The sequence below is a fragment of the Sphaerisporangium sp. NPDC051017 genome, from assembly GCF_040683095.1.
GTDB lineage: Bacteria > Actinomycetota > Actinomycetes > Streptosporangiales > Streptosporangiaceae > Sphaerisporangium.
Genome location: NZ_JBFBCI010000003.1, coordinates 1 through 25,996, shown reverse-complemented (window position 1 = coordinate 25,996; position 25,996 = coordinate 1). Strand labels below are relative to the sequence as shown.

24 protein-coding genes are annotated in these 25,996 nt (G+C 72.2%); 16 read left to right on the top strand and 8 right to left on the bottom strand.

The window, feature by feature from the left end:
• Positions 1-53 precede the first annotated feature (53 nt).
• Positions 54-407: a type II toxin-antitoxin system RelE/ParE family toxin gene (locus AB0M95_RS04200; protein WP_363759215.1), complete on the top strand. Its 354-nt coding sequence runs from the start codon at positions 54-56 to the stop codon at positions 405-407.
• Positions 404-703 carry a helix-turn-helix transcriptional regulator gene (locus tag AB0M95_RS04195; protein WP_363759212.1) on the top strand — a complete coding sequence of 100 codons (300 nt, stop codon included), beginning with the start codon at positions 404-406 and terminating at the stop codon, positions 701-703. The genes AB0M95_RS04200 and AB0M95_RS04195 overlap by 4 nt, the downstream gene beginning before the upstream one ends.
• 61 nt (positions 704-764) lie before the next feature.
• On the opposite strand, the gene AB0M95_RS04190 is transcribed toward AB0M95_RS04195, so the two are convergent.
• On the bottom strand, positions 765-2,330 hold the full coding sequence (locus tag AB0M95_RS04190) for a PucR family transcriptional regulator ligand-binding domain-containing protein (RefSeq protein WP_363759209.1): 1,566 nt from the start codon (positions 2,328-2,330) through the stop codon (positions 765-767).
• A gap of 156 nt (positions 2,331-2,486) precedes the next feature.
• Between AB0M95_RS04190 and AB0M95_RS04185 the strand changes: the two genes are divergently transcribed.
• From AB0M95_RS04185 to AB0M95_RS04170, 4 genes are all read left to right on the top strand, one after another.
• Positions 2,487-3,377 carry a DUF2877 domain-containing protein gene (locus AB0M95_RS04185; RefSeq protein ID WP_363759206.1) on the top strand — a complete coding sequence of 297 codons (891 nt, stop codon included), beginning with the start codon at positions 2,487-2,489 and terminating at the stop codon, positions 3,375-3,377.
• Between the two features lie 74 nt (positions 3,378-3,451).
• Positions 3,452-4,837 carry an FdrA family protein gene (locus AB0M95_RS04180; protein WP_363759203.1) on the top strand — a complete coding sequence of 462 codons (1,386 nt, stop codon included), beginning with the start codon at positions 3,452-3,454 and terminating at the stop codon, positions 4,835-4,837.
• Entirely contained in the window at positions 4,834-6,228 is a 1,395-nt protein-coding gene (locus AB0M95_RS04175) for a DUF1116 domain-containing protein (RefSeq protein ID WP_363759200.1), read from the top strand. Before AB0M95_RS04180 ends, AB0M95_RS04175 begins: the two co-directional genes overlap by 4 nt.
• Before the next feature lie 163 nt (positions 6,229-6,391).
• Positions 6,392-8,929, top strand: a complete 2,538-nt coding sequence (locus tag AB0M95_RS04170) for a protein kinase (RefSeq protein WP_363759197.1) — start codon at positions 6,392-6,394, stop codon at positions 8,927-8,929.
• Positions 8,930-8,969: 40 nt separating this feature from the next.
• Here AB0M95_RS04170 and AB0M95_RS04165 read toward each other — a convergent pair whose 3' ends face one another.
• Together AB0M95_RS04165 and AB0M95_RS04160 are read right to left on the bottom strand one after the other, a co-directional pair.
• Positions 8,970-10,538, bottom strand: a complete 1,569-nt coding sequence (locus AB0M95_RS04165; protein ID WP_363759194.1) for a metallophosphoesterase — start codon at positions 10,536-10,538, stop codon at positions 8,970-8,972.
• 74 nt (positions 10,539-10,612) lie between these two features.
• Positions 10,613-12,211 carry an FAD-binding oxidoreductase gene (locus AB0M95_RS04160; RefSeq protein ID WP_363759787.1) on the bottom strand — a complete coding sequence of 533 codons (1,599 nt, stop codon included), beginning with the start codon at positions 12,209-12,211 and terminating at the stop codon, positions 10,613-10,615.
• Positions 12,212-12,399: 188 nt separating this feature from the next.
• Between AB0M95_RS04160 and AB0M95_RS04155 the strand changes: the two genes are divergently transcribed.
• The 3 genes from AB0M95_RS04155 (at position 12,400) to AB0M95_RS04145 (ending at position 15,408) form a co-directional block, all read left to right on the top strand.
• On the top strand, positions 12,400-13,674 hold the full coding sequence (locus tag AB0M95_RS04155) for an FAD-dependent oxidoreductase (RefSeq protein WP_363759190.1): 1,275 nt from the start codon (positions 12,400-12,402) through the stop codon (positions 13,672-13,674).
• A gap of 452 nt (positions 13,675-14,126) precedes the next feature.
• Entirely contained in the window at positions 14,127-14,984 is an 858-nt protein-coding gene (locus tag AB0M95_RS04150; protein WP_363759187.1) for a sucrase ferredoxin, read from the top strand.
• Between the two features lie 112 nt (positions 14,985-15,096).
• Positions 15,097-15,408: a WhiB family transcriptional regulator gene (locus AB0M95_RS04145; protein ID WP_093171423.1), complete on the top strand. Its 312-nt coding sequence runs from the start codon at positions 15,097-15,099 to the stop codon at positions 15,406-15,408.
• A gap of 159 nt (positions 15,409-15,567) precedes the next feature.
• Here AB0M95_RS04145 and AB0M95_RS04140 read toward each other — a convergent pair whose 3' ends face one another.
• The 4 genes from AB0M95_RS04140 to AB0M95_RS04125 all read right to left on the bottom strand — a co-directional run bounded on the left by AB0M95_RS04140 (position 15,568) and on the right by AB0M95_RS04125 (position 19,979).
• Positions 15,568-16,224: a phosphoribosyltransferase family protein gene (locus AB0M95_RS04140; protein ID WP_363759183.1), complete on the bottom strand. Its 657-nt coding sequence runs from the start codon at positions 16,222-16,224 to the stop codon at positions 15,568-15,570.
• Positions 16,225-16,275: 51 nt separating this feature from the next.
• On the bottom strand, positions 16,276-17,376 hold the full coding sequence (gene rsgA, locus AB0M95_RS04135) for a ribosome small subunit-dependent GTPase A (RefSeq protein ID WP_363759180.1): 1,101 nt from the start codon (positions 17,374-17,376) through the stop codon (positions 16,276-16,278).
• A gap of 236 nt (positions 17,377-17,612) precedes the next feature.
• A complete protein-coding gene (gene glyA, locus AB0M95_RS04130; protein WP_363759177.1) occupies positions 17,613-18,875 on the bottom strand; it encodes a serine hydroxymethyltransferase in 1,263 nt (420 codons plus the stop codon).
• 105 nt (positions 18,876-18,980) lie between these two features.
• Positions 18,981-19,979, bottom strand: coding sequence for a YihY/virulence factor BrkB family protein (locus tag AB0M95_RS04125; protein WP_363759174.1), 999 nt, complete (start codon positions 19,977-19,979; stop codon positions 18,981-18,983).
• A 149-nt stretch (positions 19,980-20,128) separates the two neighbouring features.
• Here AB0M95_RS04125 and AB0M95_RS04120 point away from each other — a divergent pair, with 149 nt between their 5' ends.
• The 6 genes from AB0M95_RS04120 (at position 20,129) to AB0M95_RS04095 (ending at position 24,265) form a co-directional block, all read left to right on the top strand.
• Positions 20,129-20,305 (top strand): hypothetical protein, encoded by a 177-nt coding sequence (locus AB0M95_RS04120; protein WP_363759171.1) that lies wholly within the window; start codon positions 20,129-20,131, stop codon positions 20,303-20,305.
• 60 nt (positions 20,306-20,365) lie between these two features.
• Positions 20,366-20,470 (top strand): putative leader peptide, encoded by a 105-nt coding sequence (locus AB0M95_RS04115; RefSeq protein WP_363759784.1) that lies wholly within the window; start codon positions 20,366-20,368, stop codon positions 20,468-20,470.
• Between the two features lie 142 nt (positions 20,471-20,612).
• Positions 20,613-22,295 carry a nitrite/sulfite reductase gene (locus tag AB0M95_RS04110; RefSeq protein WP_363759168.1) on the top strand — a complete coding sequence of 561 codons (1,683 nt, stop codon included), beginning with the start codon at positions 20,613-20,615 and terminating at the stop codon, positions 22,293-22,295.
• A 37-nt stretch (positions 22,296-22,332) separates the two neighbouring features.
• Entirely contained in the window at positions 22,333-22,476 is a 144-nt protein-coding gene (locus AB0M95_RS04105; protein WP_358509928.1) for an Insertion element protein, read from the top strand.
• A gap of 86 nt (positions 22,477-22,562) precedes the next feature.
• Positions 22,563-23,291: a phosphoadenylyl-sulfate reductase gene (locus AB0M95_RS04100; RefSeq protein WP_363759165.1), complete on the top strand. Its 729-nt coding sequence runs from the start codon at positions 22,563-22,565 to the stop codon at positions 23,289-23,291.
• 104 nt (positions 23,292-23,395) lie between these two features.
• Positions 23,396-24,265: a sirohydrochlorin chelatase gene (locus tag AB0M95_RS04095; protein WP_363759162.1), complete on the top strand. Its 870-nt coding sequence runs from the start codon at positions 23,396-23,398 to the stop codon at positions 24,263-24,265.
• A 200-nt stretch (positions 24,266-24,465) separates the two neighbouring features.
• Here AB0M95_RS04095 and AB0M95_RS04090 read toward each other — a convergent pair whose 3' ends face one another.
• On the bottom strand, positions 24,466-25,371 hold the full coding sequence (locus AB0M95_RS04090; RefSeq protein ID WP_363759159.1) for an NADP-dependent oxidoreductase: 906 nt from the start codon (positions 25,369-25,371) through the stop codon (positions 24,466-24,468).
• Between the two features lie 113 nt (positions 25,372-25,484).
• Between AB0M95_RS04090 and AB0M95_RS04085 the strand changes: the two genes are divergently transcribed.
• Complete coding sequence (locus AB0M95_RS04085) at positions 25,485-25,850, top strand: MerR family transcriptional regulator (protein ID WP_363759156.1); 366 nt, start codon at positions 25,485-25,487, stop codon at positions 25,848-25,850.
• The last annotated feature ends 146 nt before the right edge of the window (positions 25,851-25,996 follow it).

Genomic DNA, 25,996 nt, shown 5'->3' with positions numbered 1-25,996 from the left:
CACTTTTCGCATTTGCATGACAACAGAGAGTGATTGTTTATAGCATCAACGCTATGAGCTGGGGTACGGTAGAGCTGGAACCAGAGGTTCGGGAGTGGCTCGAACATCTGCCCATGGCGTTGTTCGCGAGAGCGGCTTTCTATGTTGACTTGTTGGCGGCGGAAGGGCCCTTGCTAGGAGAGCCGTACACACGGCAACTCGACGGCAAGCTACGTGAACTTCGCTTCTATTTGGATGACGCTGCTTTCCGGGTGACCTACTGGATCGCCCCTGACCGGCGCATCGTGCTCCTGACGGTGTTCAGGAAGGCGCGGCGGCACGAGGAACGGGAAGTCGAGCGGGCTAGACGGGCTTTGCGCCGTTGCATCGAACAGGCGCACACGCCCGATGAGGAGGAGGCGGTATGAGCGGGCAGTCGGGCTGGCGTGAGCTTCGAGATCGCCGGATGGCGGAGCCGGGGGCGGTGGAAGAGTACGTGGCGGCGCGGATCGCCTACGAACTCGGCAAATCCGTGCGGCAGATGCGTGAGGCGCGCGCTTGGAGCCAGAGCGACCTCGCACGTGAGGCCGGTATGACGCAATCCGCGGTGGCTCGATTCGAGGCCGGCGGGACGATCCCCACGCTGCCCGTGGTCGAGCGTCTGGCGCACGCCTTGGGCGCCGACGTCGACGTCCGTCTGATTCCCCGAGCGCCGGCGGCGTGAAATCCCTTCGCTCGCCGCCGGGACAGGAGCGACACGCTTCGGATGACGGCGGCGCGGGCCCTCAGATGCCTCGCATGCGGAGGACGTGGAGGGCCAGGGTCAGGTTGAGGCGGAGGTGGGCGTCTTCGGTGAAGTTGCCGAGCATGCGTTCCAGCTTGCCGATGCGGTAGCGCAGGGTGTTGTAGTGGAAGTGCAGGCGGCGGGCGGTCTCGGCGACGTTGAGGTTGGTATCCAGCAGCACTTGCAGCGTGCGGCGCAGGTCGATGTTCTCGGCGTCCTCGTCCAGGGCGAGCGGGCCGAGCGTCTCCTTGACGAACGCGTGCAGCTCGGCGGTGTCGTTGACCAGCGACAGCAGCCGGTAGACGCCGAGCTGGTCGAAGTGGGCGACCGCGCCGGAGCCGTGGAGCTGGCGGCCGACCCTGGCCGCCTTGAGCGCCTGGCCGTAGGCGTCGGGCAGCGATTCGGCGCCCTGCGCGATCCTGCTCATGCCGGTGGAGAAGGTGGCGGGACGGGAGTCGGCGAAGGCGGCGACGGCGTCCTTGGCGAGGCGCGTCATGTCGACGTCCGCGCCGGCGACGGCCACCACCTCGTGGGAGAAGCCCGCGACGGCGCCGCCCGGGTCGTGGCGGCGTAGGGCGGTCGTCCACGCGGTGAGCAGCCGGTCCGGGGGGATGTCGCATTCGGGGTCGATCTCGGCGACGAGCACGCTGACGGGACGTTCGAGGTCCCAGCCGAAGGCGCGGGCGCGGGCGGCGATGCGGGACCCGCCCCTGCCGGTGAGCACGTCGCGGAGGAAGTCGGCGCGGTACTTGCTCTCGACGGCCGTGACGGCCTCCTGCCGGGTGACGACGAGGGCGACGACGGTGGCGGCACGCTCCAGGATGCCGATGTCACCGTCCCTGATCGCGCCGGCTGGGTGGTGGGCGACGATACGGCCGTGGTGGTGCCCGCCCGCGACGACGGGGACGACGGTGTAGTCGCCGGAGGAGACGGGCGGCGCGGCGCGCGGCACGGAGGGGTCGCCGGAGGCCTCCAGCACCTGCCCGGTGGGGTCGACGACGGCCACGGCCAGGTCCAGCAGTCCGGCGACCTCGGCGACGACCTCGCGCAGCCCGCCCCCGGCGAGGACGATCTGGACGAGCGCGCGGTGCGCCTCCTCGGTGCGGGCGAGCAGCGCGGCCTGCCGGTTGAGGATGTCGGTGAGCACCTGGTTGAGGATGTCGTCGAAGCCGACGTCGTTGGGCAGCAGGATGAGCGGGAACCCCAGCCGGTCGGCCTGCTCGACCATCTCGGCGGGCAGTTCGTCCACGTATCTGCCGAGCTTGATGCCGAGGGCGGCGAGGCCGCGTTCGTCGAGGTCGGCGACGAGCCGTCCGAGGGACTGGGGGGTGTTGCGCAGCGGGTACCCGGTGGTCAGCAGCAGTTCGTGAGGTTTGACCCATGCGAGGATGTCGGGCACCTCCATGACGTTGAGTCGCTGGACGATGCGGTCGAGGCCGGTCCTGCCGCCGATCAGGCGGGCTCCGGCGAGGGTCGAGACGCCGAGCACCTCCCCCACGGACACGCCGTGAATGATGGTGCCCGTGGAGGCCAAACGCATCGCCGGGGGTGAGGGGTCCGCAGTCATGGTCATGCTCCAGGGTGAAGCGCCGTTTTCGTGATTCTGACGGAACATCATGTCTGTCAACAAGAGCCAACTCTCCGGGGAAGTGTTGGCAGCTTTCTCCGTACGAGGGTCTAACGGGACCGTTCTACGGTCTCCCCAGACTGGCGGGGAGGCCGAGTGACACTGGGGACGCGCACAAGAGCGCACGCGCCCGCGCACACCGAGGCGTTCGGCGCGGCGAGTTCCGCCCTGCGGCCCGCGCTGGACGCGCCGCGGCGCCCCGCCCGGGTGCTGGCGGTGTTCCCGCTCGGCGTCTACCTGGAGATACGCACCGACATCGAGCCGTCGGTGGTGGCCGTCATCACGGGCGAGGCGACGCGCCTGCCCAACTCGGTCGTGCTCGGCGATCCGCTGCCGCGGGTGTCGCCGGGCGACGATGCCACCGTCGGCGACGGGGGCATCGAGATCGGCCGCACGACCGTGCGAGTCCGCCGCTGGTGGGATCCGTCGCCCCCGCTCGGTGCCGTGGAGCTCGACCGGCTGCGGGCCGCGCTGCCGAGGCTGGCGGAGGTGTGCGAGACGTCCCCGCGCCGGCCCGGCCTGGATCCGGACGGCGGCGCGGCGCTGCTCGCGCGGGGCTGCGCGGACGGCTCGCTGATGTCGGCCATCACCGCGGCCGAGCAGCTCATGGGCCTCGGCCCTGGGCTGACGCCGAGCGGCGACGACATGCTGTCGGGTGTGCTGGTCGCGCTGCGCAGGCTGGGCGACGCGGCGGGCGTGGGCCGGGCGGTGTGGCTGGCGGACTGGCTGGCCGCCACCGTGGCCTTCGACGCCGGCACCCGCACCACGCCGATCTCGGCCACGCTGCTGCACTGCGCGGCCCGGGGCGAGGCGTGCGCGGAGGCCGTCGCGGTGCTGCGCGGCCTGGCGGGGCATCATCCCCTTGAGCCCGCCGTACTGCGGTTACTCAGGCTCGGCCACACCTCGGGCGCCGATCTGGCCTGGGGGCTGCGCATGGGCGCGGCCGCGGTGGTGACGCTGGGCGAGAAGGCGCGAGCGGGCGCGTGAACGGCGGGCGTTCGCGCGGGGAATGCGGCGAACGACGATTGATCACCGATTGTGGGAGGGACGGTGGGGGACCGTTGACCACGGGCACGGATCTTGTGGAGGTACGCGCCGGGCTCTACCACGACTCGGTGAGCCTGATGCGGGTCAGCCAGGCCCTGATCTCCCGTCCGGGGGTGGACGTGGCGGTGGTGGCCATGGCGACCGAGCTGAACGTCGGCCTGGCCCGTGAGGCCGGGTTCGAGGTGCCGCCCGCCGGGCCGTCCGACCTGCTCGTCGCGATCCGCGCGGAGTCGGGCCAGGCGCTGGGCGAGGCGGCCGAGGAACTGAGACGGCAGTTCGCCGAGCTGGCCGGGGGCGCGCGCGGCGGCGGGGGCGTCGCCGTCGAGAGCCCGCCGCGCACCACGCGCGCCGCCGCCCGGGCGTGGGACGCGACGCTGGCGCTGGTGTCGGTGCCGGGCGACCACGCCTTCGCCGAGGCCATGGACGCCGTCGAGGCCGGGCTCTCGGTCATGATCTTCAGCGACAACGTGCCCGTCGAGCAGGAGGTCCTGCTCAAGGAGCGCGCCCAGGAACGCGGCGTTCTGGTGATGGGCCCGGACTGCGGCACGGCGGTCGTCGGCGGCGCCGGGCTCGGCTTCGCCAACGTGCTGCGGCCCGGCCGGGTGGGCGTGGTGGCGGCCTCGGGCACCGGCGCCCAGCACGTGACCTGCCTGCTGGACCACGCGGGCGCCGGGGTGAGCCACGTCCTCGGCGTCGGCGGCAGAGACCTGTCGGCGGCGGTGGGCGGCCGTTCCACGCTGGCGGCCCTGGCCGCGCTGGACGCCGACCCGTCCACCGGCCTGATCGTCCTGATCTCCAAACCGCCCGCCCCCGAGGTCGCCGAGACGGTGCGCCGGGCGATCGAGGGCCTGTCCACGCCCATGGTCACCGCCCTGCTCGGCCCCGGCCAGGACGACCTGACCGCGGCAACCGAGAAGGCCCTCAAGGCGCTCGGCCTTCCCGTCCCCGCCTGGCCGTCCTGGACGGTCCCGCAGGAGGCCGGGCCGGGCGGGCTGTCGGGCCTGTACTCGGGCGGCACGCTGTGCGCGGAGGCGCGGATCGTCGCGGGGACGGGCACGTTCACCGACTTCGGCGACGACGAGTACACGCGGGGCCGCGCGCACCCGATGATCGACCCGGCGCTGCGCCTGGAGGCGCTCGCCCGTACGGGCGGGGTCGCGCTGCTGGACGTGGTGCTCGGCCACGCAGCCGACCCCGATCCCTCCGCCCGGCTGGCCCCGGCGATCCGCGAGGCGCGTGAGCGCGGGACGGCCGTGGTGGTGACCCTCGTCGGCACCGATTCCGACCCGCAGGGCCTGCGCCGGCAGGCGGACGCGCTGGTCGCGGCCGGCGCGTCGGTGTTCACCTCCAACGCGGCCGCCGCCAGGCACGCCGCGGGCCTGATCGGGAGTGCGCTGTGAGCTCGTCACCCACGCCGTCCGTGCTCGCGGGAGAGCCACGCGTGATCACGGTGGGCGCCGCCCTGCTCGCCGAGGCCCTGGACGAGCAGGCGGTGCCGCGCCTCGGCGTCGACTGGCGCCCGCCACTGCCGGGCACCGCCGAGGCCCTGGCCAAGGTGCTCGCCGACCCGCGGCGCGCGCGGGCCAACGAGATCGCCGTCGGCAGGCTCACCTCCGCCCGTCCCCACCTGGTGGGGGTGCGGCCCGCGCGCGAGGTGCTCGACCTGCCGCGCGGAACGTTCTTCCACGCCGGCCCGCCGATCGAGTGGGAGCGCGCCTCGGGCCCGATGCGGGGGGCGCTGATCGGGGCCGCCCTGTTCGAGGGCCTCGCCGCCGACGCCGGGGAGGCCGAGAAGCTGCTGGCCTCCGGCGGCGTGACCCTGGACCCGTGCCACCACCACCGCGCGGTCGGCCCGATGGCCGGGGTGGTGACGCCGTCCATGTGGATGTTCGAGATCGCCGACGCCGAGCACGGCGGCTCCGCGTACTGCTCGCTCAACGAGGGCCTCGGCAAGGTGCTGCGGTACGGCGCCTACGGGCCGGAGGTGATCGCGCGGCTGCGCTGGATGGGCGATGTGCTCGGGCCGGTCCTCGCCGCCGCCCTCGCCCTGAGCGGGCCGATCGACCTGCGCTCGCTGATCGCCCAGGCGCTCCAGATGGGCGACGAGCTGCACAACCGCAACCGCGCGGCCACCTCGCTGCTCGTCCGTGAGCTCGCCCCCGCGATCGTCGACGCCGCGCCCGAGCGCGCCGCCGAGGTGCTGCGGTTCATCAACGGCAACGACCACTTCTTCCTGAACGCGGCCATGGCGGCGGGCAAGGTGGGCGCGGACGCGGCACGCGGCGTGCCGGGCTCGTCGCTGGTCGTGGCCATGGCGCGCAACGGCACCGACTTCGGCGTCCAGGTCTCCGGGCTCGGCGACCGCTGGTTCACCGGCCCCGCCGGGGTCCCCAACGGCCTCTACCTGGGCGCCTACGGCCCGGACGACGCCAACCCCGACATCGGCGACTCGACCATCACCGAGACCTCAGGCCTCGGCGGGTTCGCCATGGCGGCCTCCCCCGCGATCGTCCGGTTCGTGGGCGGGGACGTCGCGGACGCCGTCGCCGCCACGCGGAGGATGTACGAGATCACGCTGGCCGAGCACCCGGCGTATCAGATCCCCGGCCTCGGGTTCCGGGGGACGCCGGTCGGCATCGACGTGGCGCTGGTCGCGCGGACGGGGCTGCTGCCGATCGTCAACACCGGCATCGCCGGCAGGGTCGCCGGAACCGGGCAGGTCGGGGCCGGGCTGGTCAGCCCGCCCACCGAGGCGTTCACCTCGGCGCTGGTCGCACTGGCGGAGACCTAAAGGCGGACTGAATTCCCTTTGGCCCTGGATTGACTCTAGTATGAGCCAGCGTCATCTTGACGAGAAGCTCGATACATGATCCATACAGGGGATATGACGCGGACGAGCCTGAATTGGGGACCGCGGTATGACGACGGATCGCGCGCTTGGGGGGCTGCCCTCCATGCCTGAGGGACGGAGCCCGCTGGGCGGCGCGGGGGTCGCGCCGGAGGGTCAGGGCCGGCTGGTGGGAAGGCGGTATCGCCTGCTCTCGCCGGTCGGGCGTGGCGGCATGGGCATGGTCTGGCACGCGCACGACGTGCTGCTCGACCGCGATGTCGCCGTCAAGGAGCTGATCCTTCCTTTCGGCCTCGACCACGCGGGCAAGCAGGTCGCCCACCGGCGCATGCTGCGCGAGGCCAGGTCGGCGGCCCGGCTCAGCCACCCCGGCATCGTCACCGTCCACGACGTCGTCGAGGAGGATGGCCGTCCCTGGATCGTCATGGAGCTGGTCCGCGCCTGGTCGCTGGAGCAGGCCGTACGCCAGAGCGGGCCGCTGCCCGTCGTGCAGGCCGCCGAGATCGGCGTCCGCGTGCTGGACGCGCTGCGCCACGCGCACGCCGCGGGCATTCTGCACCGGGACGTCAAACCCGGGAACGTACTGCTCACCGCGGACCGCGTGGTGCTCACCGACTTCGGCATCGCCGCCATCGAGGGCGACGTCACGATCACCCAGACCGGCCTGCTGATGGGCTCGCCCGCCTACATCCCGCCGGAGCGGCTGCAGGGGCGTCCGATCACGCACGCCGCCGACCTGTGGTCCTTCGGCGCCACGCTCTACGCCGCCGTCGAGGGCCGCCCACCCTACGAGGGGCCGGACGCGGTGGCCGTCCTCGGCGCGGTGCTGACCCAGGAGCCCAACCGGCCGCAGCGGGCCGGGGCGCTGCTGCCCGTCGTCGAGGGCCTGCTGCGCAAGAACCCCGCCGACCGCATGCCCGCCGCCCAGGCCGCCGACCTGCTGGAACGGGTCCTGCGCAGCCACGGGTCGGGCTTGCCGCCCATCCGCCACGGCGAGCGTCCGCTGGCGGCGCCGCTGCCCACACGCGGCGACTCCACGCCCGCGCACCTGCTGCCGCCGCTGGACCCGCCGTCGGGGCCGCTGCCCTCGCGCATCATCGAGACCCCGTCGGGGCCGGTGCGCGTGCCGTCCCACCCGGAGCCCGGGCACGACGCGCTGGACGGCGGCACGGACGCGCAGCGCGGCCCGTATGACGCACTGAAGAGCCCTTCGGGCGGGATTCCGGCGGGCTCCTTCGACTCGCCGCGCGGTGCCTCCGGGTCTCAGCCCGGCCTGTACGACGCACTGAAGAGCACGTCCGGCCCCTTCGACATGCCCGGCGGCGCCTCGGGGCCCCAGTCGAACCCGTACGACGCGCTCCGAAGCACCTCCGGCCCGCATCCGGCCGACCCGTACGACGCGCTGCGCAGTCCCTCCGGGCCGCAGCCGGCGGATCCGGACGCGCTCCGCAGCTCCTCTGGGCCCCAGCGCGGCGCGTTCGACCCGTTCAGGAGCCCGTCGGGACCGCAGTCGGCCGACCCGTACGACGCCCTGCGCAGCACTTCAGGACCTCAGAGCAGCCCGTACGACCCACTGCGCAGCCCCTCGGGCCCGCAGTCGGCCGACCCCTACGACGCGCTGCGTAGCACTTCAGGACCTCAGGGCACCCCGTACGACGCCCTGCGCAGCGGCTCGGGACCTCAGGCGGACCGCTATGACGCGCTGCGCAGCAACTCAGGCCCGCAGGCGGACCGGTACGACGCGCTCAGGAGGCCCGCGGAGTCCCATCCGGGCGCGCAGTTCGACACGGCCCCGCGCTCGCCCCGCGACGCGCTGGTGGCGGGGACGCCGGACTCGCGTGTCTGGCCCGAGTCCACCTCCCCCGACCTGGCCGACCGCCTGGCCAAGGACATCGCGAGCGACAACCCCTTCGGGCCGCGGCGCAAGCCCTCCGGCGCGCGCCGCTCCGACGAGCCGGACGGGCCGCGCCGCCGCGCCGCCGATGACGACACCCGCGAGGGCCGCTCCCCCGTGCTGCTCGTGCTGGCCGGGGTCGGCATCGTCGGCGTCGTCGCCGCCCTGCTGTTCGTGCTGTGGCCGACCTCCTCCGCGCCCCGCGACGACACCGCCGCCCCTCCGGACGCCGGCGCCCCCGTCGCCTCCGGCCCGGCGGACCCCTCCACCTCCACCGAGCCCGACGCCTCGCCCGCCACCACCGAGATCCCCTCCGGCTTCAAGGCCCGGACGGGCGCCGGGGCGTCGGTCGCCGTCCCGCAGGACTGGACGGTCTCGGCCTCCAACCAGGCGGTGACCTACCTCGGACCGAAGAGCTCGGGCCGCCGCGTCCAGGTGAAGAAGGTCCCTGCCACCAAGGACGACGGCCTCGGCGCGCTCACCACGGCCAAGGACGAGGCCACGCTCACCGACTACGCGCAGATCCGGCTGGAGTCCTCCTCGTTCGGGGACGACACGTGGGAGTCGAGCGTCTGGGAGTACACCTACACCGCGCTGAACAACGTGACCACGCACGCCGTCACCCGGCACGTCTCGGTGGACGGCGACACGGCGTACGAGGTCACGTTCACCGCCCCCGACGCCGAATGGGACCAGCCGGACACCCGCCAGACGATGTCCGTCCTGTGGAACACCTTCAAGGTCCTGTAGTCCGGGTGTGAGGGCCGCCTCCTGCGGGCCTCTTGTGGCCTCACACGGCGGCGCGCGGGGTCAGCGGGATGATGATCTCGTCCTCCAGGGGCGGGTCGACCTCCTGGGGGAGGCAGCCGGTGGCGGCGAAGCAGCGGACGCGCAGGTCGCCCGCCTCCACGGAGACGTGCAGGAAGCTCTTGAAGAACGGCGGGGTGTCCCAGTCGGACAGCTCCGAGAAGTAGCGGTGGAAGGTGCGCCCCACGGGCAGGCGTAACGGCATGGGCCAGCCGCCGAGCACCCGCGCCGCCCACTTCATGCGCGCGGTGATCTTCACGGGCTTCGCGGCGGCCGGCGGGGAGCCGTCCGGGCCGCCCTCTCCTGTGCCGGGCTTCCGGGGCGGGGTGTTGCCGATCTGGCGGGACATCAGCACCAGGCCCTCGTCGGGCGTGAGGTAGAGCCAGGGCATGCGCAGCCGCTCGCGGTAGAGCTTGCTGTAGAACGACAGCGAGTCGCCGCGCAGCGGGTAGCACCGGAAGTCGTCCTCGCGCACCCCGCCGACGTCCACATGCGGGATCGTGTGGGTCGCGTGCATGAACGCCCCGCCGCCGCCGGAGACGATGTACTGGATGACGCGCCCGTTCGCCGTGACCGGGTAGCGCTGGTAGTTGTGGGTGTCGCCGCCGATCGCCGCCACGTAGTTGGAGGCCGGGTCGCGGACGATCTCGTCGACGGTGCCGCCGCCGTCGATCGGGCACGGGTGGTAGGCGTTGCGGTCGTAGATCGGCTTGCCGGTGATCAGGACCTTGGGCCGCGGGTCGGCCGAGACCCGGCGCAGCCATGCGCCCTGCTCGCGGTCGAGCGTGCCCCGGATGCCGGTGTCGATGCCGACGAGCAGCAGGCCGGGCAGGTCGATCACCCAGTACGGCGCGGGCTGCGTCGCCCGCTGCTCCGGGCGCGAGCGGCGGGTGCGGGCCTCGGCCAGCTTGGCCTCGTCGATGGTCTCGGGCTTCTTCCACAGCAGCCCGCGCAGGCCCGCGGGCGACAGCGAGAAGCCCATGCGCGTGGCCTTGAGCGCGGGGGCGTCGCAGAAGACGCGCATGAAGCCGCCGAGCCCGTCGTACCAGTCGTGGTTGCCGGGGATCGCGTAGATCGGCGCGGGATAGTCCTGGTACGGACGGAAGAACTTGTCGCCGTACTCGTTGCCGGAGCCGGTCGGGTAGATGACGTCGCTGGCGATGACCGCGAAGGCCGTCCCCTGGCCGATCTTGAGCAGGCCCGGCACGACGGCGTACTGCGAGGCGTCGCCCTCGCCGGTGTCACCGATGATCAGGAAGCTGTACTCGTCCCCGACCTGCGGCTTGATGCGGAAATCGGGGTCGGCGCCCTGCTCCTTGCGCGCGGCGATCCAGCGCCCGCGCACGCCGTTGGACGGGTCGCCGAAGAGCAGCGCCAGGATCTCGTTGCGCGAGCGCCACAGCGTGGCGGGCTTCAGCCAGGAGAAGCTCTTGCCGCTCGGGCGCAGCGCCTGGAACGTCCCGATCTGCCGGCACGACCAGCCCGCGCCCTCTTCGGAGACCCGTGAGCTGACGCGCTTGCCGACCTCGGCGGCCCGATCCACATCGACCATGCCCCTATCTTCGCCGTGATCTTCCCCGGCCGCACACCGGATTCACCAACGAACACGGACCGGTCCGGCGAAGATCAGGGGATCAGGACGCCCGGGTTGAGGATGCCCTCGGGGTCGAGGCGGTCCTTGACCGCGCGCAGGATCTCCACGCCCAGCTCGCCGATCTCGGTGGCGTACGCGGCCCGGTGGTCCCTGCCGACGCCGTGGTGGTGCGAGATCGTGCCGCCCGCCAGCCCGACCGCCTCGTTGACCGCGCGTTTGGCGGTGGCCCACTGCGCCAGCGGGTCCGCGGTCTGCGCGGTCACGACGGTGAAGTACAGCGAGGCGCCGGTGGGGTACACGTGGGAGATGTGGCACATGACCAGCGGGGCCGTGGGCTGCGCCGAGGAGCCGGACGAGGTGACGAGGGCCGCGCCCAGCACCATGCGCACGGCGTCGTAGAGCTTGGGGATGCCCGACCAGAAGCAGGCCGTCTCCAGCGTCTCGACGGTCGCGCCCGCCGCCAGCAGCGCGTCGCGCAGGTACGGGGCGCTGAACCGGCCGCGGGCCCACGTCTCGCCCGGCTCCGGCCCCAGGTAGACGCCACCGAGGTTCGACAGCGTGGCGGCGGTCAGCTCGCGGCGGTGGGCGACCTCGCCGGTCTCGCCCTCGTACCCGAGGACGGCCAGGCAGCCGGCGTCGGTCTGGAAGCCGCCGATCTCGCCCGGCTTGGCCAGGCCGACCATCGTCTCGGCCTCGTCCGACAGACGCAGAACCGTGGGCATCGGCCCGTCCTGCGCGAGGCGGCGCAGCGCGGCCGTCCCCTCCTGGAACGACGCGAACCGCCAGCCTTCGTACACCTTCTCGGCGGGGACGCGCCGCACCCGCAGGCGCAACGAGGTGATCACGCCGAACGCGCCCTCGGAGCCGAGGACGAGCTGGCGCAGGTCCGGGCCCGCCGCCGACTTGGGCGCCCGGCCGAGGTCCAGCGTGCCGTGGGCGGTGGCGAGGGTGAGACCCACCACCATGTCGTCGAAACGGCCGTACCCCGCCGACGCCTGGCCGCTGGAGCGCGCCGCCGCGAACCCGCCCAGCGTGGCGTACTCGTAGGACTGCGGGAAATGGCCGAGGGTCAGCCCGTGCCCGGCGAGCAGATGCTCGGCCTGCGGGCCGCGCAGCCCCGGCTGGACGTCGGCGACCATGGACTCGGGGTCCACCGACAGCAGCCCGTTGAGGCGGGCCAGGTCCAGGGCGATCACGCCCGCGTACCCCTGGCGGGTGGCCACGAGCCCGCCCACCACCGAGGTCCCACCGCCGAACGGCACGACCGCGACGCGGTGGCGGGCGCACACCCGCAGGACCTCCACGACCTCCTCGTGCGAGCCGGGCAGCACCACGGCGTCGGGCGAGTCGGAGCCATCGCCCGCGCGCATCAGCAGCAGGTCGGGGGTGGACTTGCCCCGGGTGTGGCGGATCCGCGTGTCGTCGTCGGTCCGGACGTGCTCGGCGCCGACCGCCGCGCACAGGGCGTCGGACACCTGCGCGGACAGCGCCCCGGGGTGCAGCCTGACCTCGCCGAACGTGGCGGGGGGCGCGGCGGGCTCGCGCACGCCGAGCAGGTCGCGCAGCAGCTTGCGCACGGGGTCGGGCAGGGCGGCGGCCTTCGCGGGGTCGCCCCAGCCGGACCAGAGCATGGGTTCGGCCGCGGTGTCGGGGGTTTCCACGCCCTACACTGTGACACGCGCGATCCGTCCCGCTACGTCCGGGCACCCCGTCGGAAAGTACAACTCCGTGACCTCCCATCCGACCCCCTCGGACCCTCCATGGCCCTCCCCCTCGGCTTTGGCGCCGGCCTCCTCGAAGCCCTCCCGCCCTGTCTCCCGTGAGCCCTCCCGCCCGGTCGCTTCGTCCGACCCTCGCCGCTCACCGGACCACGGCGTGGTCACCGGCGGGGTACCGTCTCGGCGACCTGCTGCGGGCGTCGGCGGGGACGCCGCGCGCGACGCTGCCCGGCCCCTCCCGCGTGACGGCCGCACGCGCCCGCGCCCTGGCGCCCGCCCTGCGCGCCGGCGGCCTGCGCGGCGGGCTCGTCTCGTTCGACGGCCGGGTGACCGACGACGCGCGGCTGGTGGTCGCGATCGCCCGGACGGCCGACGCACACGGCGCGCGCGTCCTGACGCGGTGCCGGGCGCTGGCCCTGGCCGGCGACGGCGCCGAGGTCCGTGACGAACTGACCGGCGAGACGTTCGCGATCCGCGCCCGCGCGGTGGTCAACGCGGCGGGCGTGTGGGCGGGCGGGCTGACGGCCTCGGTGTCCCTGCGCCCCTCACGGGGCACCCACCTCGTGCTGCGGCCGGGAGCGCTCGGCGACCAGCGCGCCGGGCTGCACGTGCCGATCCCCGGCGAGACGGCACGCTTCGCGCTGGTCCTCCCCCAGCCGGACGGCCGCGTCCACGTCGGGCTGACCGACGAGCCGGTGGACGGCCCCGTCCCGGACGTCCCCGAGGCGCCGGAGGCGGACGTCGCCTTCCTGCTCGGCGTCCTGAACTCGGTTCTGGAGACGCCGATCGCCCGCGCGGACGTGGCAGGGGCCTACGCGGGCCTGAGGCCGCTGCTGACGGGCGAAGGGCGCACGGCCGATCTCTCGCGAAGGCACGCGGTCCTGAGGGCTCCTGACGGCGTCGTGACGATCGTCGGCGGAAAACTGACCACCTACCGCGCCATGGCCCGCGACGCGGTCGACGCGGCAATCCCCTCGGCCCCGCCGAGCCGCACGGCGCACCTGCCCCTGGTGGGCGCCGCCGGCCATCACGCGGACCCGCCCAGGGCGGACGCCGAAGATCACGCGCGCCGGCCACGGCGGGACGGCGTCATGTACGAGACGCGGCCGGACGGGGATGGCGTGCCCGCCCGGCTGGCCGAGCGGTACGGCTCGGAGGCGCGCGCCGTCCATGAGCTGGCGCTGCGCGATCCGTCGGCCGCGCGGGTGCTGCCGACGGGCGTCACGATGGCAGAACTGATCTGGGCGGTGCGCCACGAAGGCGCCCTGGACGCCGGCGACCTCCTGGACCGCCGCACCCGCATCGGCCTGATCCCCGAAGACCGCGCGGCGGCCCTCCCCGTGGCCGAACAACTCCTCCGCGACCACACCACCTGATGCGGGTCCGCGGCGGTGCGGGATCGCTTTCCTCCGCTGAAGGGAGGCCCCGGCGGTCGGGGCGGGGGCCCGGACAGGGAAACTTGTGGCCCACAGTCGGGCGGGGGTGGCCCCTTGTCCGGGGTGGGTGGGTGGAGAGGTGGTGGCCGGGGGCGGGGCGGTGTGAGCTGGGGGAAGGGGCGTGGGCGGGGCTCTAGTCACAGGTGGGCGGGCACGGCAACCCGACCTCGGGAATTGGGAACGTGATTAATCTCACACCCACGAGCCCGCCGGAGGGCCGCGCAGGTGATCGCCCGTTGCACCCCAGGGCCGCCAAGGGGACCCCAGCCCGGTCCAGCCCCCCGGAATACCGGCGCGACCGTTTAGGTTAGTCTTACCTAAGTGTCAAAGGGGGCGATGTGACGGAGGACCGGGCCCGGGGCTGTGACCACCCGGACGGATGCCACGCGGGAATGGTGCCGACGCTCGCCAGCGCGACCGTGGGCGCGCGGTTCTGGCTGCTCATCGAGCACACCGGCCCATGGGCGTCCCATCTGCCCGAGTGCGACCTACCTGAGGACGTCCACGCGCTGATCGCGCGGGCGACCGAAATGGGCATCCGTCCGCAGCTCATCCGGCGTCCCGGCCGCCGCAACGCCACCGCGAGCCCCCGCCATGTGATGGTGGCCGATACCACATCCCAGACGCCGTGGCTCGCCGAGGGCCGGTTCGAGGACGTCAGAGATCTTGACCTGGGATCTCTCGTGCGCGGAGTGGTGCCCGAGTCCTGCATACTGGTGAAGGAGCCGGTGTTCCTGGTCTGCACGCATGCCAAGCGCAATGCGTGTTGTGCCCGCATCGGTCTCCCCCTCGCGCGGGTTTTGGGTGAGAGCCAGCCGGGAAGAGTGTGGGAAACCACTCATGTGGGCGGCGATCGATACGCCGCTAACCTTGTGTGCTTGCCACACGGGCTTTACTACGGCAGCATGTCTCAGGCTGCTGCGATCGCGGCGGCAAACGCGTACCGGTGCGGTGAGGTAGTCCTTGACCGTTTCCGGGGACGCGCAGGCATCCCTGAGCCATCGCAGGCCGCCGAACATTTCGTCCGGGCTCATACGGGCGAGTTGTCGGTAGGCGGAGTGGCCGTGGAATCCACCAGGTCGGACGGTGACGTCACCGAGGCGATTGTGCGCCACGGGGACGTCCGGTTCCGGGTTGTGGTCGAACGTACGGTGTTCGCGCCGTGCGGCATGGCATGCGCCGACACGATCATGACCTACAGGCCGGTCGCGCTGGAGCGTCTCCAGTGCGGCGCGCCCGTTCTGACCTGAGGTCCCTACCGGGCCGGGAACACCACGGGTCTATTCGGCGTTGGAACGGAGGACGCCATACGCGTCCAAAGCGGCACAAACCCGAAATACATCTCACCTAAGGTGGTTTCTCATGTCTCAGGTACGTCGGCAGATCGCCCGCCCGCGCCCCAGCTGGGGTTGGCAGGATGATGCCGCGTGCCGGGGAGAGGACCTTGTGCTGTTCTTCGGTCCTGACGGCGAGCGTCAGCCGGAGCGCGACATTCGCGAGCGCAAGGCCAAGGCCATCTGCGCCCAGTGCCCTGTCCGCGCGGAGTGCCTCGACTACGCCCTCTCACGTCCCGAGAAGTACGGCACGTGGGGCGGGCTCAACGAGGACGAGCGCGCGTCCGAGCGTCGTCGGCGCATGCGGCGTGCCGCCAGCGCCGGCATCAGTGCTGCCTGAACCTCCACCGGCACTTTTCCGCCACGTCGTGATCATGCGGCTTTTCCGCTCCTGTACGCCTCCAGGGCCGAAATTGCCGCATGATCATGCGGGTCCCTCCCGGCGACGGGGGGCGCCCGGCGTTTCCCCCCGATTCCCGATGAAGGCGAAGAATCCCATTCACCGTCCCTGCCGTAGCAGGCGGAGGACGTCCGCGTCGGTCAACTGCTCGAACCGCAGGTACCACTGACCGACCGCGTGGAAGCCCGGCGGCGTGGAGAGCACCACCACCTCGTCCGCCTCGTCCCGAAGCGCCGTGACCGTCTTCGATGACCCGACCGGCACGGCGAGCACCACCCTCCTGGGTCCGGACCGCCGGACGGCGCGCAGTGCCGCGCGTGCCGTCCCGCCCGTCGCGAGCCCGTCGTCCACCACGACGACGTCCCGTCCCGCCAGAGCGGGCATCGGACGCTCGCCCCGGTAGGTCGTGACCCGCCGGGCCAGTTCCCGCCGCTCCCGCTCGACGATCGGGGCGAGATCGTCCTCGTCGATCTCCAGGCGCCGCAGCATCTCCTGGTCGAACACCGGATCCCCGCCCTCGGCGATCGCGCCGAGGCCCAGTTCCGGCTGCACGGGGTGGCCGATCTTCCGGGTCACCAGGACCTCCAGCGGCGTCTGCAGCCGTTCGGCGATCGGCCCGGCCACGGCCACACCCCCGCGCGGCAGGGCGAGGAGCACCGGGTCGGCGAGCCCCGCGTCCGCGAGGATCTCGGCGAGCAGCGTCCCCGCCTGCTCCCGGTCGGCGAACGGAAGGGACACGCGCCGGGAAGCGCTCATGCCCCTTTCGTACCCTTTGACCTGAAATGCAAGCGGGGACGCCCGCCCCTGTCAGGGCCGTGACCGCCCACGCATCGACTTGTGGATGATCTTCCACTGGCGCGTCTGCTCGGCCCGGAGCCGGGCGTCGGTGCGGCTCGCCATCCAGTTCGCCTCCCGCTGGAGCTTGCGCCAGCTCTCCAGGCGCCGCTCCGGCAGCTCACCGGACTCCAGCGCCGCGAGGACGGCGCAGCCAGGCTCGCTCTCGTGGGAGCAGTCGCCGAACCGGCAGTCCTCGGCGAGCTCCTCGATGTCGGAGAACACCATGTCGACGCCCTGGCTCATCTCGTACAGGCCGACGCGGCGGATCCCCGGCGTATCGATGACCAGCCCGCCCCCGGCCAGCGGGATCAGCTCGCGGTGGACGGTGGTGTGCCGTCCCCGGCCGTCGCCGGCGCGGACCCGCTGCGTCTCCATGACCTCCTCGCCGGCGAGCGCGTTGACGAGCGTGGACTTGCCCGCTCCGGACGCCCCGAGGATCACGGCCGTGCGCGCCCCGTCGAGATGGCCGCGCACGACCTCCACCCCCTCCCCCGTGAGCGAGGAGACGGCGTGCAGCGCCACCCCCGGTGCCGCGGCGGCGACGTCGCCGAGCAGGTCCGCGAGGTGCTCGCCGACCAGGTCGGCCTTGGTGATCAGCACGACCGGCTCGGCTCCGCTCTCCCAGGCCAGGGCGAGCAGGCGCTCGACGCGGCCGAGGTCGGCGAAGTCGGAGGCGTGCATGGACGGCTCGGCGACGAACACCACGTCCACGTTGGCCGCCAGCACCTGTCCCTTGGAGTCGCCGGACAGGCCGCCGCGCGAGTCACGGGCGACGCCGCCGCGGACGAAGGCCGTCCTCCTCGGGAGGATCGAGTCCAGCTCGTAGCGGCCCTCGGACAGCAGCGTGAGCGCCGCCCAGTCGCCCACGCAGGGCAGGTTCACCGGGTCCTCCGCCGTCGCGCGCCTCAGTCGGGCGCCGTAGGCGGCGTGGTGGTGACCGTCGGCGGTGATGACGTCGGCGGCGCCGCGATCGACGCGCGCGACGCGGGCGGGGACGGCACCGCCCGGGAGCTCGGCCGCGAGGGACTCGTTCCAGCCGAGAGAAGAAAGATCGAGACCAGGAGTGGTCAACTCAGGGCACCCTTCGGGAACGGGTGCCGCGGCTTCAGCGCGCGGACGGCACCCAGGAGAAAACGGACTCGGGCATGCTTAGAAAGACCCGCATAGTCCTCACCTCCCGGGTGTCGTGGCCGCCTCCTGACGAAGCGGCGAAGCCGGGCCCACTGTATCGCGGGCCCGGCCTCGCGGGGCAACTCATTTACGGCGCGTCACACGACGGCGGGGTCACCCCTGCCGCCGCCGGGCGGTCAGGCCAGGCCGGGCGCCGGGAACTTGGAGGTCAGGTCGCTGACCTCGCCGTGAACGCGCGCGATGACCTTGTCGGCGGCGTCCGCGTCGCCCTTGGCCAGGGCGGTGACGACCTCGTCCATCCAGGCGCCGATCTGGCGCATCTCGGCCTCGCCCATGCCGCGGCTGGTGATCGACGGCGTGCCGATGCGCAGGCCGGAGGGGTCGAACGGCTTGCGCGGGTCGAACGGGACGGTGTTGTAGTTCGTCTCCAGGCCGGCGCGGTCCAAGGCCTGCGCGGCGGGCTTGCCCGCGACGCCCTTGGACGTCAGGTCGATCAGGATGAGGTGGTTGTCCGTGCCGCCGGACACCAGCTCGAACCCGCGCGAGGAGAGCTCCTCGGCCAGGGCCTTGGCGTTGGCGACGACCTGCCGGGCGTAGACCTTGAAGTCGTCCCCGGCCGCCTCGCGCAGCGCCACGGCGATGGCGGCGGTGGTGTGGTTGTGCGGGCCGCCCTGCAGACCCGGGAACACCGCCTTGTTCAGCGCCTTGGCGTGGTCGTCGTCGTTCGCCATCAGCATGGCGCCGCGCGGGCCGCGCAGCGTCTTGTGCGTGGTGGTCGAGATGACGTCGGCGTGGCCCACCGGCGAGGGGTGGGCGCCGCCGGCGACGAGGCCGGCGATGTGCGCGATGTCCGCGGCGAGCACGGCCCCGACCTCACGGGCGACCTCGGCGAAGGCCGGGAAGTCGATCGTGCGCGGGATCGCGGTGCCGCCGCAGAAGATCAGCTTGGGACGGTGCTCCAGCGCGAGGGCCCGCACCTCGTCCATGTCGATGCGGCCGGTGTCCTGGCGCACGCCGTAGCGGACCGGGTTGAACCACTTGCCGGTCGCCGACACCGACCAGCCGTGGGTCAGGTGACCGCCGAACGGCAGTCCCATGCCCATGACGGTGTCGCCCGGGTTCAGGAACGCCAGGTAGATCGCCAGGTTGGCCGGCGACCCGGAGTACGGCTGGACGTTGGCGTGGTTCACACCGAACAGGGCCTTGGCGCGCTCGATGGCCACGGTCTCGATCTGGTCGATGACCTGCTGGCCCTCGTAGTAACGCTTGCCCGCGTAGCCCTCGGAGTATTTGTTGGTGAGGACTGTGCCGGTCGCCTCGAGGACGGCCCTGGAGACGTAGTTCTCCGAGGGGATCAGCTTGACGGTGTCGGCCTGGCGCCGCTCCTCCGCCCTGATCAACTCGGCGATCTCCGGGTCGACGTCGGCAAGAGAACTCATGGCCCTACCCTTCGTTGGATTGGATCCGGCGGAGACCCAGGCGCCCGGCCCCCGCCCTGTTCGCTCCCTGGTGGTGGTCCACCCAGACGCGCCGGTCACGTCGCGTCAGACGATAGCGGACTCGGCGTTTCTGGCGTTGGCGCCGCCCGGCCACAGGCGGTCGACCTCGGCGTTGAGCGTCGCGCCGATGAGGACCGCGAGCGCCGTGATGTACAGCCACAGCAGCACCGCGATGGGCGCCGCCAGCGAGCCGTAGATCGACAGCGGGCTGAACCACGCGGCCAGCACCTCGCGCAGCACGGCCGCGCAGGCGATCCAGATGAGCAACGCCAGCAGGGCCCCGGGAACCTCCCGCCACCAGCGCGTGCGCACCGGAACGCTCACGTGGTAGAGCAGCGTGAGCACCAGAACCGAGCTCACGATCACGACCGGCCAGTACAGGACCCCTACGATGCCGCTGTACTGCGGTAAGGCCTCCGAGAGCAGGGTGGGGCCCACGACCAGTACGGGGATGACGATCAGCGCGATCACCAGCGCCGCCAGGTAGAGGCCGAACGACAGGATGCGCGTGCGGATGATGCTGCGCGCCTCCCCCAGCCCGTAGGCGATGGAGATCAGGTCGACGTAGACGAACAGCGCCCGGGAGCCGGACCACAGCGCGAGCAGGAAGCCCACCGAGATCAGCGAGACCTGCCCGCCTCTGAGGACGTCGTCGAGCAGCGGGCGCACCACGCGGTCGATCGTGTTGCCGGTGAACAGCAACTGCGCCTGCTCCAGGACCCACCCGCGCGTCTCGGCGACCGTCCCCGGCCCGAGGATCCCGCTCAGGTGGCCGAGCAGGCCGATCAGCCCGAGGACGAACGGCGGCAGCGACAGCAGCGCGAAGAACGCGGCCTCGCCCGCCAGGCCCGTCACGCGGTAGTTGAAGCCGGCGACCGTGGTGGCGCGCGCCAGCACCCAGAGCCGGGACTCGAAGGCCCGCGCGCCGCGCAGCGACGCGAGGCCGGCCATCGCGTTGCGCCTGGCCCTGGCCCTGACCAGCCTCCATCGGGCCGCCCGCCGCGAAGGATCGGACGACCGGGCGGGCGCGCCTGTGGACGTCATGGCACCCAAAAGTAGTCGCTGCGCGCTTCCACCACGACACCACCTTGTGAACGATCTCGATCGTGGCGTCTACCCGGTGAGACGCCTTCCTATCCGGTGCGCATATCGCAACCTCCCATGCTAGCCGTTACGGAGGGCCGAAAACGGCGATGACCTGGGGTGAAGTGTCCCAGGGCGAAGAACGAGGGGAGAAGGAGATCGTGATCTGCAAGGAGTGCAAGGAGGGCCGGCACGAGGGGTGCCGGGGCGGTTCGTGGTGCGACTGCCAGCACCAGACCACGCCTCCTCCGCCGATGACGCCGCTGGCCTGGCCGCGCAGCGGCTGAGGGATCCGGACATCGGACCGGAATATCCAAAGTGTGGACCAGATATTGGACATCCGGCACATGGAGGGTATGGTTTGGTACATGCCAGCGGACCCGCTCCTCGTCGTGCGACGCCACGTCGACTTGCTGCGTGTCCGCAGTGCCATCTGTAGTGACGCCCGTTGACCGTCGCCCGCTGTTGACTTCTGCCAGCCAGGGCGCGTGACAGGCGTCTTTTTCTTGCCCTCAGGACTCCGCCCCGAGCCTGGCGGCGGCCTGCGCGCGCGTCCTCGCGCCCCCGATGACCATCCTCGGTAAAGGACGCCTCATGACCAGCCCGCCCAGGCCCGCGAACCGCCACCACAAGCGCCCGCGAGGCGAAGGCCAGTGGGCCCTCGGATACCGTGAGCCGCTGAACAAGAACGAGGAGAACAAGAGGAACGACGACGGGCTCAACGTCCGTCAGCGGATCATCGACGTTTACTCCAAGCGCGGCTTCGACTCCATCGACCCCGCCGACCTGCGGGGCCGTTTCCGCTGGTACGGCCTCTACACCCAGCGCAAGCCGGGCATCGACGGCGGTAAGACCGCGATCCTCGAGCCCGAGGAGCTGGACGACCGCTACTTCATGCTGCGCGTCCGCATCGACGGCGGGCAGCTCGACCTGCGGCAGCTCCGCACGATCGCCGACATCGCCAACACCTACGCCCGGGGGACGGCGGACGTCACCGACCGGCAGAACATCCAGCTCCACTGGATCGAGATCGAGTCGGTCCCCGCGATCTGGGAGGCCCTGGAGTCCGTGGGGCTGTCGACCACCGAGGCCTGCGGCGACACCCCGCGCGTCATGCTCGGATGCCCGCTCGCCGGCATCGACGCCGACGAGGTGATCGACGCGACCGACCAGATCGACGACACGGTCGCCCGGTACATCGGCGACCAGGCGTACTCCAACCTGCCCCGCAAGTTCAAGTCGGCGATGAGCGGCTGCCCCGCGCACTGCACGGTGCACGAGATCAACGACATCGCCTTCGTCGGCGTGGTGAACGAGCAGGGCGAGAAGGGCTTCGACCTGTGGGTCGGTGGCGGCCTGTCCACCAACCCCATGCTGGCCAAGCGCCTCGGCACGTTCGTCCGGCCCGAGCAGGTGCACGAGGTGTGGGCCGGGGTCATCGGCATCTTCCGCGACTACGGCTACCGCAGGCTGCGCCACCGGGCCCGCATCAAGTTCCTGGTCAACGACTGGGGACCCGAGCGGTTCCGCGAGGTGCTGGAGAAGGAGTACCTCGGCTACACCCTGCCCGACGGGCCGGCGCCCGAGCCTCCGCGCGGCGGCCGGCGCGACCACGTCGGGGTGCACCCGCAGAAGGACGGCAACTACTACGTCGGGTTCGCCCCGAAGGTCGGGCGGCTGGACGGCGACAAGCTGCACCTGATCGCCGACATCGCCGAGCGGCACGGCTCAGGCCGCGTCCGCACCACCGTCGAGCAGAAGATGGTGATCCTGGACGTCGCGCCGGGCGAGGTGGACGGCCTCGTCGCCGACCTGGAGGCCGCCGACCTGCGGGTCAACCCCGGCACGTTCCGCCGCCAGACGATGGCCTGCACGGGCATCGAGTTCTGCAAGCTGGCGATCGTCGAGACCAAGGCGCTCGCCTCCGACCTCATCGACGAGCTGGAGCACCGCCTGCCGGACTTCTCCGACCCGCTGACCATCAACGTCAACGGCTGCCCGAACTCCTGCGCGCGCATCCAGGTCGCCGACATCGGCCTGAAGGGCCAGCTCGTCACCGACGGGTCCGGCCAGCAGGTCGAGGGCTTCCAGATCCACCTTGGCGGCTCGCTCGGCGTGACCCCCGGCTTCGGCCGCAAGGTCCGCGGGCTCAAGGCCACCGCCGCCGAGCTTCCCGACTACATCGAACGAGTCCTGAAGAACTTCCAGAGCCAGAAGACCGACGGTGAGACCTTCGCCGAGTGGGTCCAGCGCGCCGAGGAGGCCGACCTCTCGTGAGCCTCCGTACGGCGCCGGGGCGGGACGGGAGGCGGGCGTGACCGAGCGCGCCGTCCCGTTCCACTGCCCGTACTGCGGCGACGAGGACCTCGAACCCTATGAGGGCGACGGCGGCTGGTACTGCCGGTCGTGCGCCCGCGCCTTCAAGCTGAAATTTCTCGGCATCGGCGTGCGCTCATGATCGGCGCACCTTCTCGACGGGGGCCGCGGGCCTCCCTGAGCCCGGCGACGCCCCCGCGAACTTTGACGAACGAGGAGCAGCGAGTCATGACACTGGTGGAGATAGAGACCGGCCTGGAACGCCAGCGCGGCGTGCTGGACCTGCGGGGCATCGTCGAGTCCGCCGCCGCGTTCCTGGAGGACGCGCCCGCGCGCGAGATCATCCGCTGGGCGGCGGCCACGTTCGGCGACCGGCTGTGTCTGACGTCCTCGATGAGCGACGCCCTGCTCATCGACCTGGTGAGCCGGGTGAAGCCCGGCGTGGACGTGCTGTTCATCGACACCGGCTACCACTTCGCCGAGACCATCGGCACGCGTGACGCCGTGCGGCAGGTGTACGACGTCAACGTCATCGACATCAAGCCGTCCAGGACGGTCGAGGAGCAGAACCGCGAACTCGGCCCGCGCCTGCACGGCCGCAACCCCGACCTGTGCTGCTTCCTGCGCAAGGTGGAGCCGCTGAACCGCGCGCTGGAGCCGTACCTCGCGTGGATCTCCGGCATCCGCCGCGACGAGTCGCCCACCCGGGCGAACACCAAGGTCGTCGAGTGGGACGCCAAGCGCCAGATGGTCAAGGTCAACCCGATCGCCCGCTGGACGCAGGACGACGTCGACAACTACATGGCCGACAACGGGGTGATCATCAACCCGCTGCACTACGACGGCTACCCCTCGATCGGCTGCGCGCCCTGCACCCGCCGCGTCGCCCCCGGCGAGGACCCACGCAGCGGCCGCTGGGCCGGCCTGGGCAAGACCGAATGCGGAATCCACCTCTGACCGGTCCCGGGGTCCCGTCCCCGGCCGGTGCCGGTGACGCGGCGACGCGTGCCCCCGGGGCTGCGCCGATCCTCGTGACCGGCGCGCCGCCGGCCGTCCAGGGGATGACCCCGCTCCCGAGGGGGCCGCTGCCTCCTCTGGTGGCGGTGGCGCACGGATCCCGCGACCCGCGCGCCTCCGCGACGGTGGAGGCGCTGCTGGCCGACGCCCGGCGCGCGCGGCCGGGCCTGCGGATCCGGGGGGCCTACCTGGACCACGCGCGGCCGGCGCTGGGCGAGGCGCTCGCCGGGCTCGGCGAGGCCGTGGTGCTGCCGCTGCTGCTCACCGAGGCGTACCACAGCCGCGTCGACATCCCGTCCGCGCTGCACGAGGCGCGCGCGGCGAGTCCCGGCCTGCGCGTCCACCAGGGCCCGACCCTGGGCCCGCATCCGCTGCTGATCGCCGCCCTGGAGCGGCGCCTGGCGGAGGCGGACGTGACGATCGGCGACCCGGACACCGCCGTCGTCCTGGTCTCCGCGGGTTCGAGCGACCCCCGCGCCAACGCGGTGATCGCCGACATGGCCCGGACGTGGGCCCGCTCCCGCCCCTGGCACTCGGTCACCCCCGCCTACGCCTCGGCCGCCTCCCCCACGCCCGACCAGGCCGTGCACGCCCTCCTGAACGACGTTCGGCCGTCCGTCCCGGACGGCATCGCGGAGACGCTCGCGTACGCGGGCCCGGCCTCGTACGGCGGCTCGCGGGCGGGCGACGGGCGCGCGGGGAGGCCACGCCACGTCGTCGTCGCCCTCTACCTCCTCGCCTCCGGGTACTTCGCCGACAAGGTCACGCGCGACACCCTGCGCGCCGGGGCCCGCGCGGTCGCCGACCCGCTCGGCCCCGCCCCCGAGCTGACCACCGTCCTGCTCGACCGCTACGCCCGGGCCGCCCGCACGTTCGCCGCGGGGGCGGGGCCGGGCCCAGGGCGTGCCCGATAGTCGGCGGGTCCAGGCGATGACGGCATTGAAGGGGTGCCACCGGTCGGCACCACCGTCTGCGCGATCCGGTCGGCCACGGTGGGCGCGCCGAGCAATCTTGTCCCGGCGCCGTGTGCTTTGGGGACCCGCCTCCTCCCCTCGGCAGGGCCGGACGATCCGCCGTTGCTCAAAGCACCGGCGGGTTTCGCGGAGCGGGGCGCTCAGATGCGGACCACGACTTTTCCTCTCACGTGCCCGCGCTCGGAGTAAGCATGGGCTTCCGCGATCTGTTCGAGCGGGTAGGAGCGCTCGACACGAGGTGTGTAGCGGCCTTGTCGGCCCAGCTCCCCGGCTGCTGCCAGAAGCCCGGAGTCGTTGCGCGCGTTGGCCAGATGCGTACCCAGGCGAGGTGCGTTGGCATGGTCGGCGACGGTCGACACGCGGGTGGGATCGCCCACGATCGCGACGAGGTCGGCCAGGGACCCGGAGGCCGCGCCGTCCAGCGCGAAGTCGATACCGTCCGGGGCGAGGGCAGAGACGCGTTCTGCGAGCCCGGTGCCGTAGGTGGTGGCCATTGCTCCGAGAGCGCTGAGGAACTCGTGGTTGTGCTCGCCGGCCGTTCCGATGACCGTGGCGCCTTGCGCGACAGCGATCTCCACCGCGGCACTGCCCACGCCTCCGGCGGCGCCCTCGATGAGAAGGGTGCGTCCCTTGAGGGAACCGAATACCTCCAGGCCGGCCAGCGCGGTCACGGAAGCCAGGCCGGCACCGGCGGCCTGCTCGTCGTTCCATGCGGCGGGTGCGGGGGCCCAGGCCGAGAGCACCGCCAGCTCCGCTGTCGCGCCGGTGACACCGCCCAGCCCGAAAACACGGTCTCCGATACTCACCTCCCGCACCTTGTCACCGATCTCGTCCACCACGCCGACGGCATCGCGTCCAGGGATCGCGGGCAGCTCCACGGGGAGCACCTCACGTACCGCGCCACTGCGTACCTTCCAGTCGACGGGATTGACGCCGGCCGCCGTGACGCGGACGCGGATCTCACCGGGCCCGGGATGTGGGTCCGGCACTTCCTCGATCACAAGGGTCTCTACACCGCCGTACTCGTGATAACGGGCTGCGCGCATGGTGTCCTGCCTTACCAGATCGGTGGGCTCGGTGAGCCCGACGTCAGCTAGGCTAAAACCTCACGTCAACGTCAGATGCAAGTCGGGCAGGCGACCCGGAGAACGGAGGACCGGTGCGTATCGGTGAGGTGGCGGAGAAGGCGGGCGTGAGCGTCCGGGCCCTGCGGTACTACGAGGAGCAAGACCTTCTGCAGCCTGACCGCGGCGCCGGAGGCCAGCGTCAGTATCCCGATACCGCCGTCGCTCGGGTCAGGCTGATCCAGCAGCTCTTTGCCGCCGGCCTGCCGAGCAGGTCCGTCCGTGAGGTGCTGCCGTGCGTGGATTCCGGCAAAGCGGCCCCGGGGCTCCTGGACCACCTGGAGACCGAGCGCGCCCGTATCAGCCGGCGGATCATCGACCTGCTCGCGGCGCGTGACCGGCTCGACGTTGTGATCGCCAACACGCGGAACCCTCCCCCTCACTGCGATCACACACAGTGACGAGTGCTGCTCTCGCGAGCGTACGCGCGTCAGACCAACTCGACGAACCCCCGGACCTCCCGCAAGTGCTGCACGACCTGCGTGCGGATCCTGAGACTCAGCGTGCCGTCCTGCGGTATGCCCAGGCCATCCAGGGCTGGGCCGCC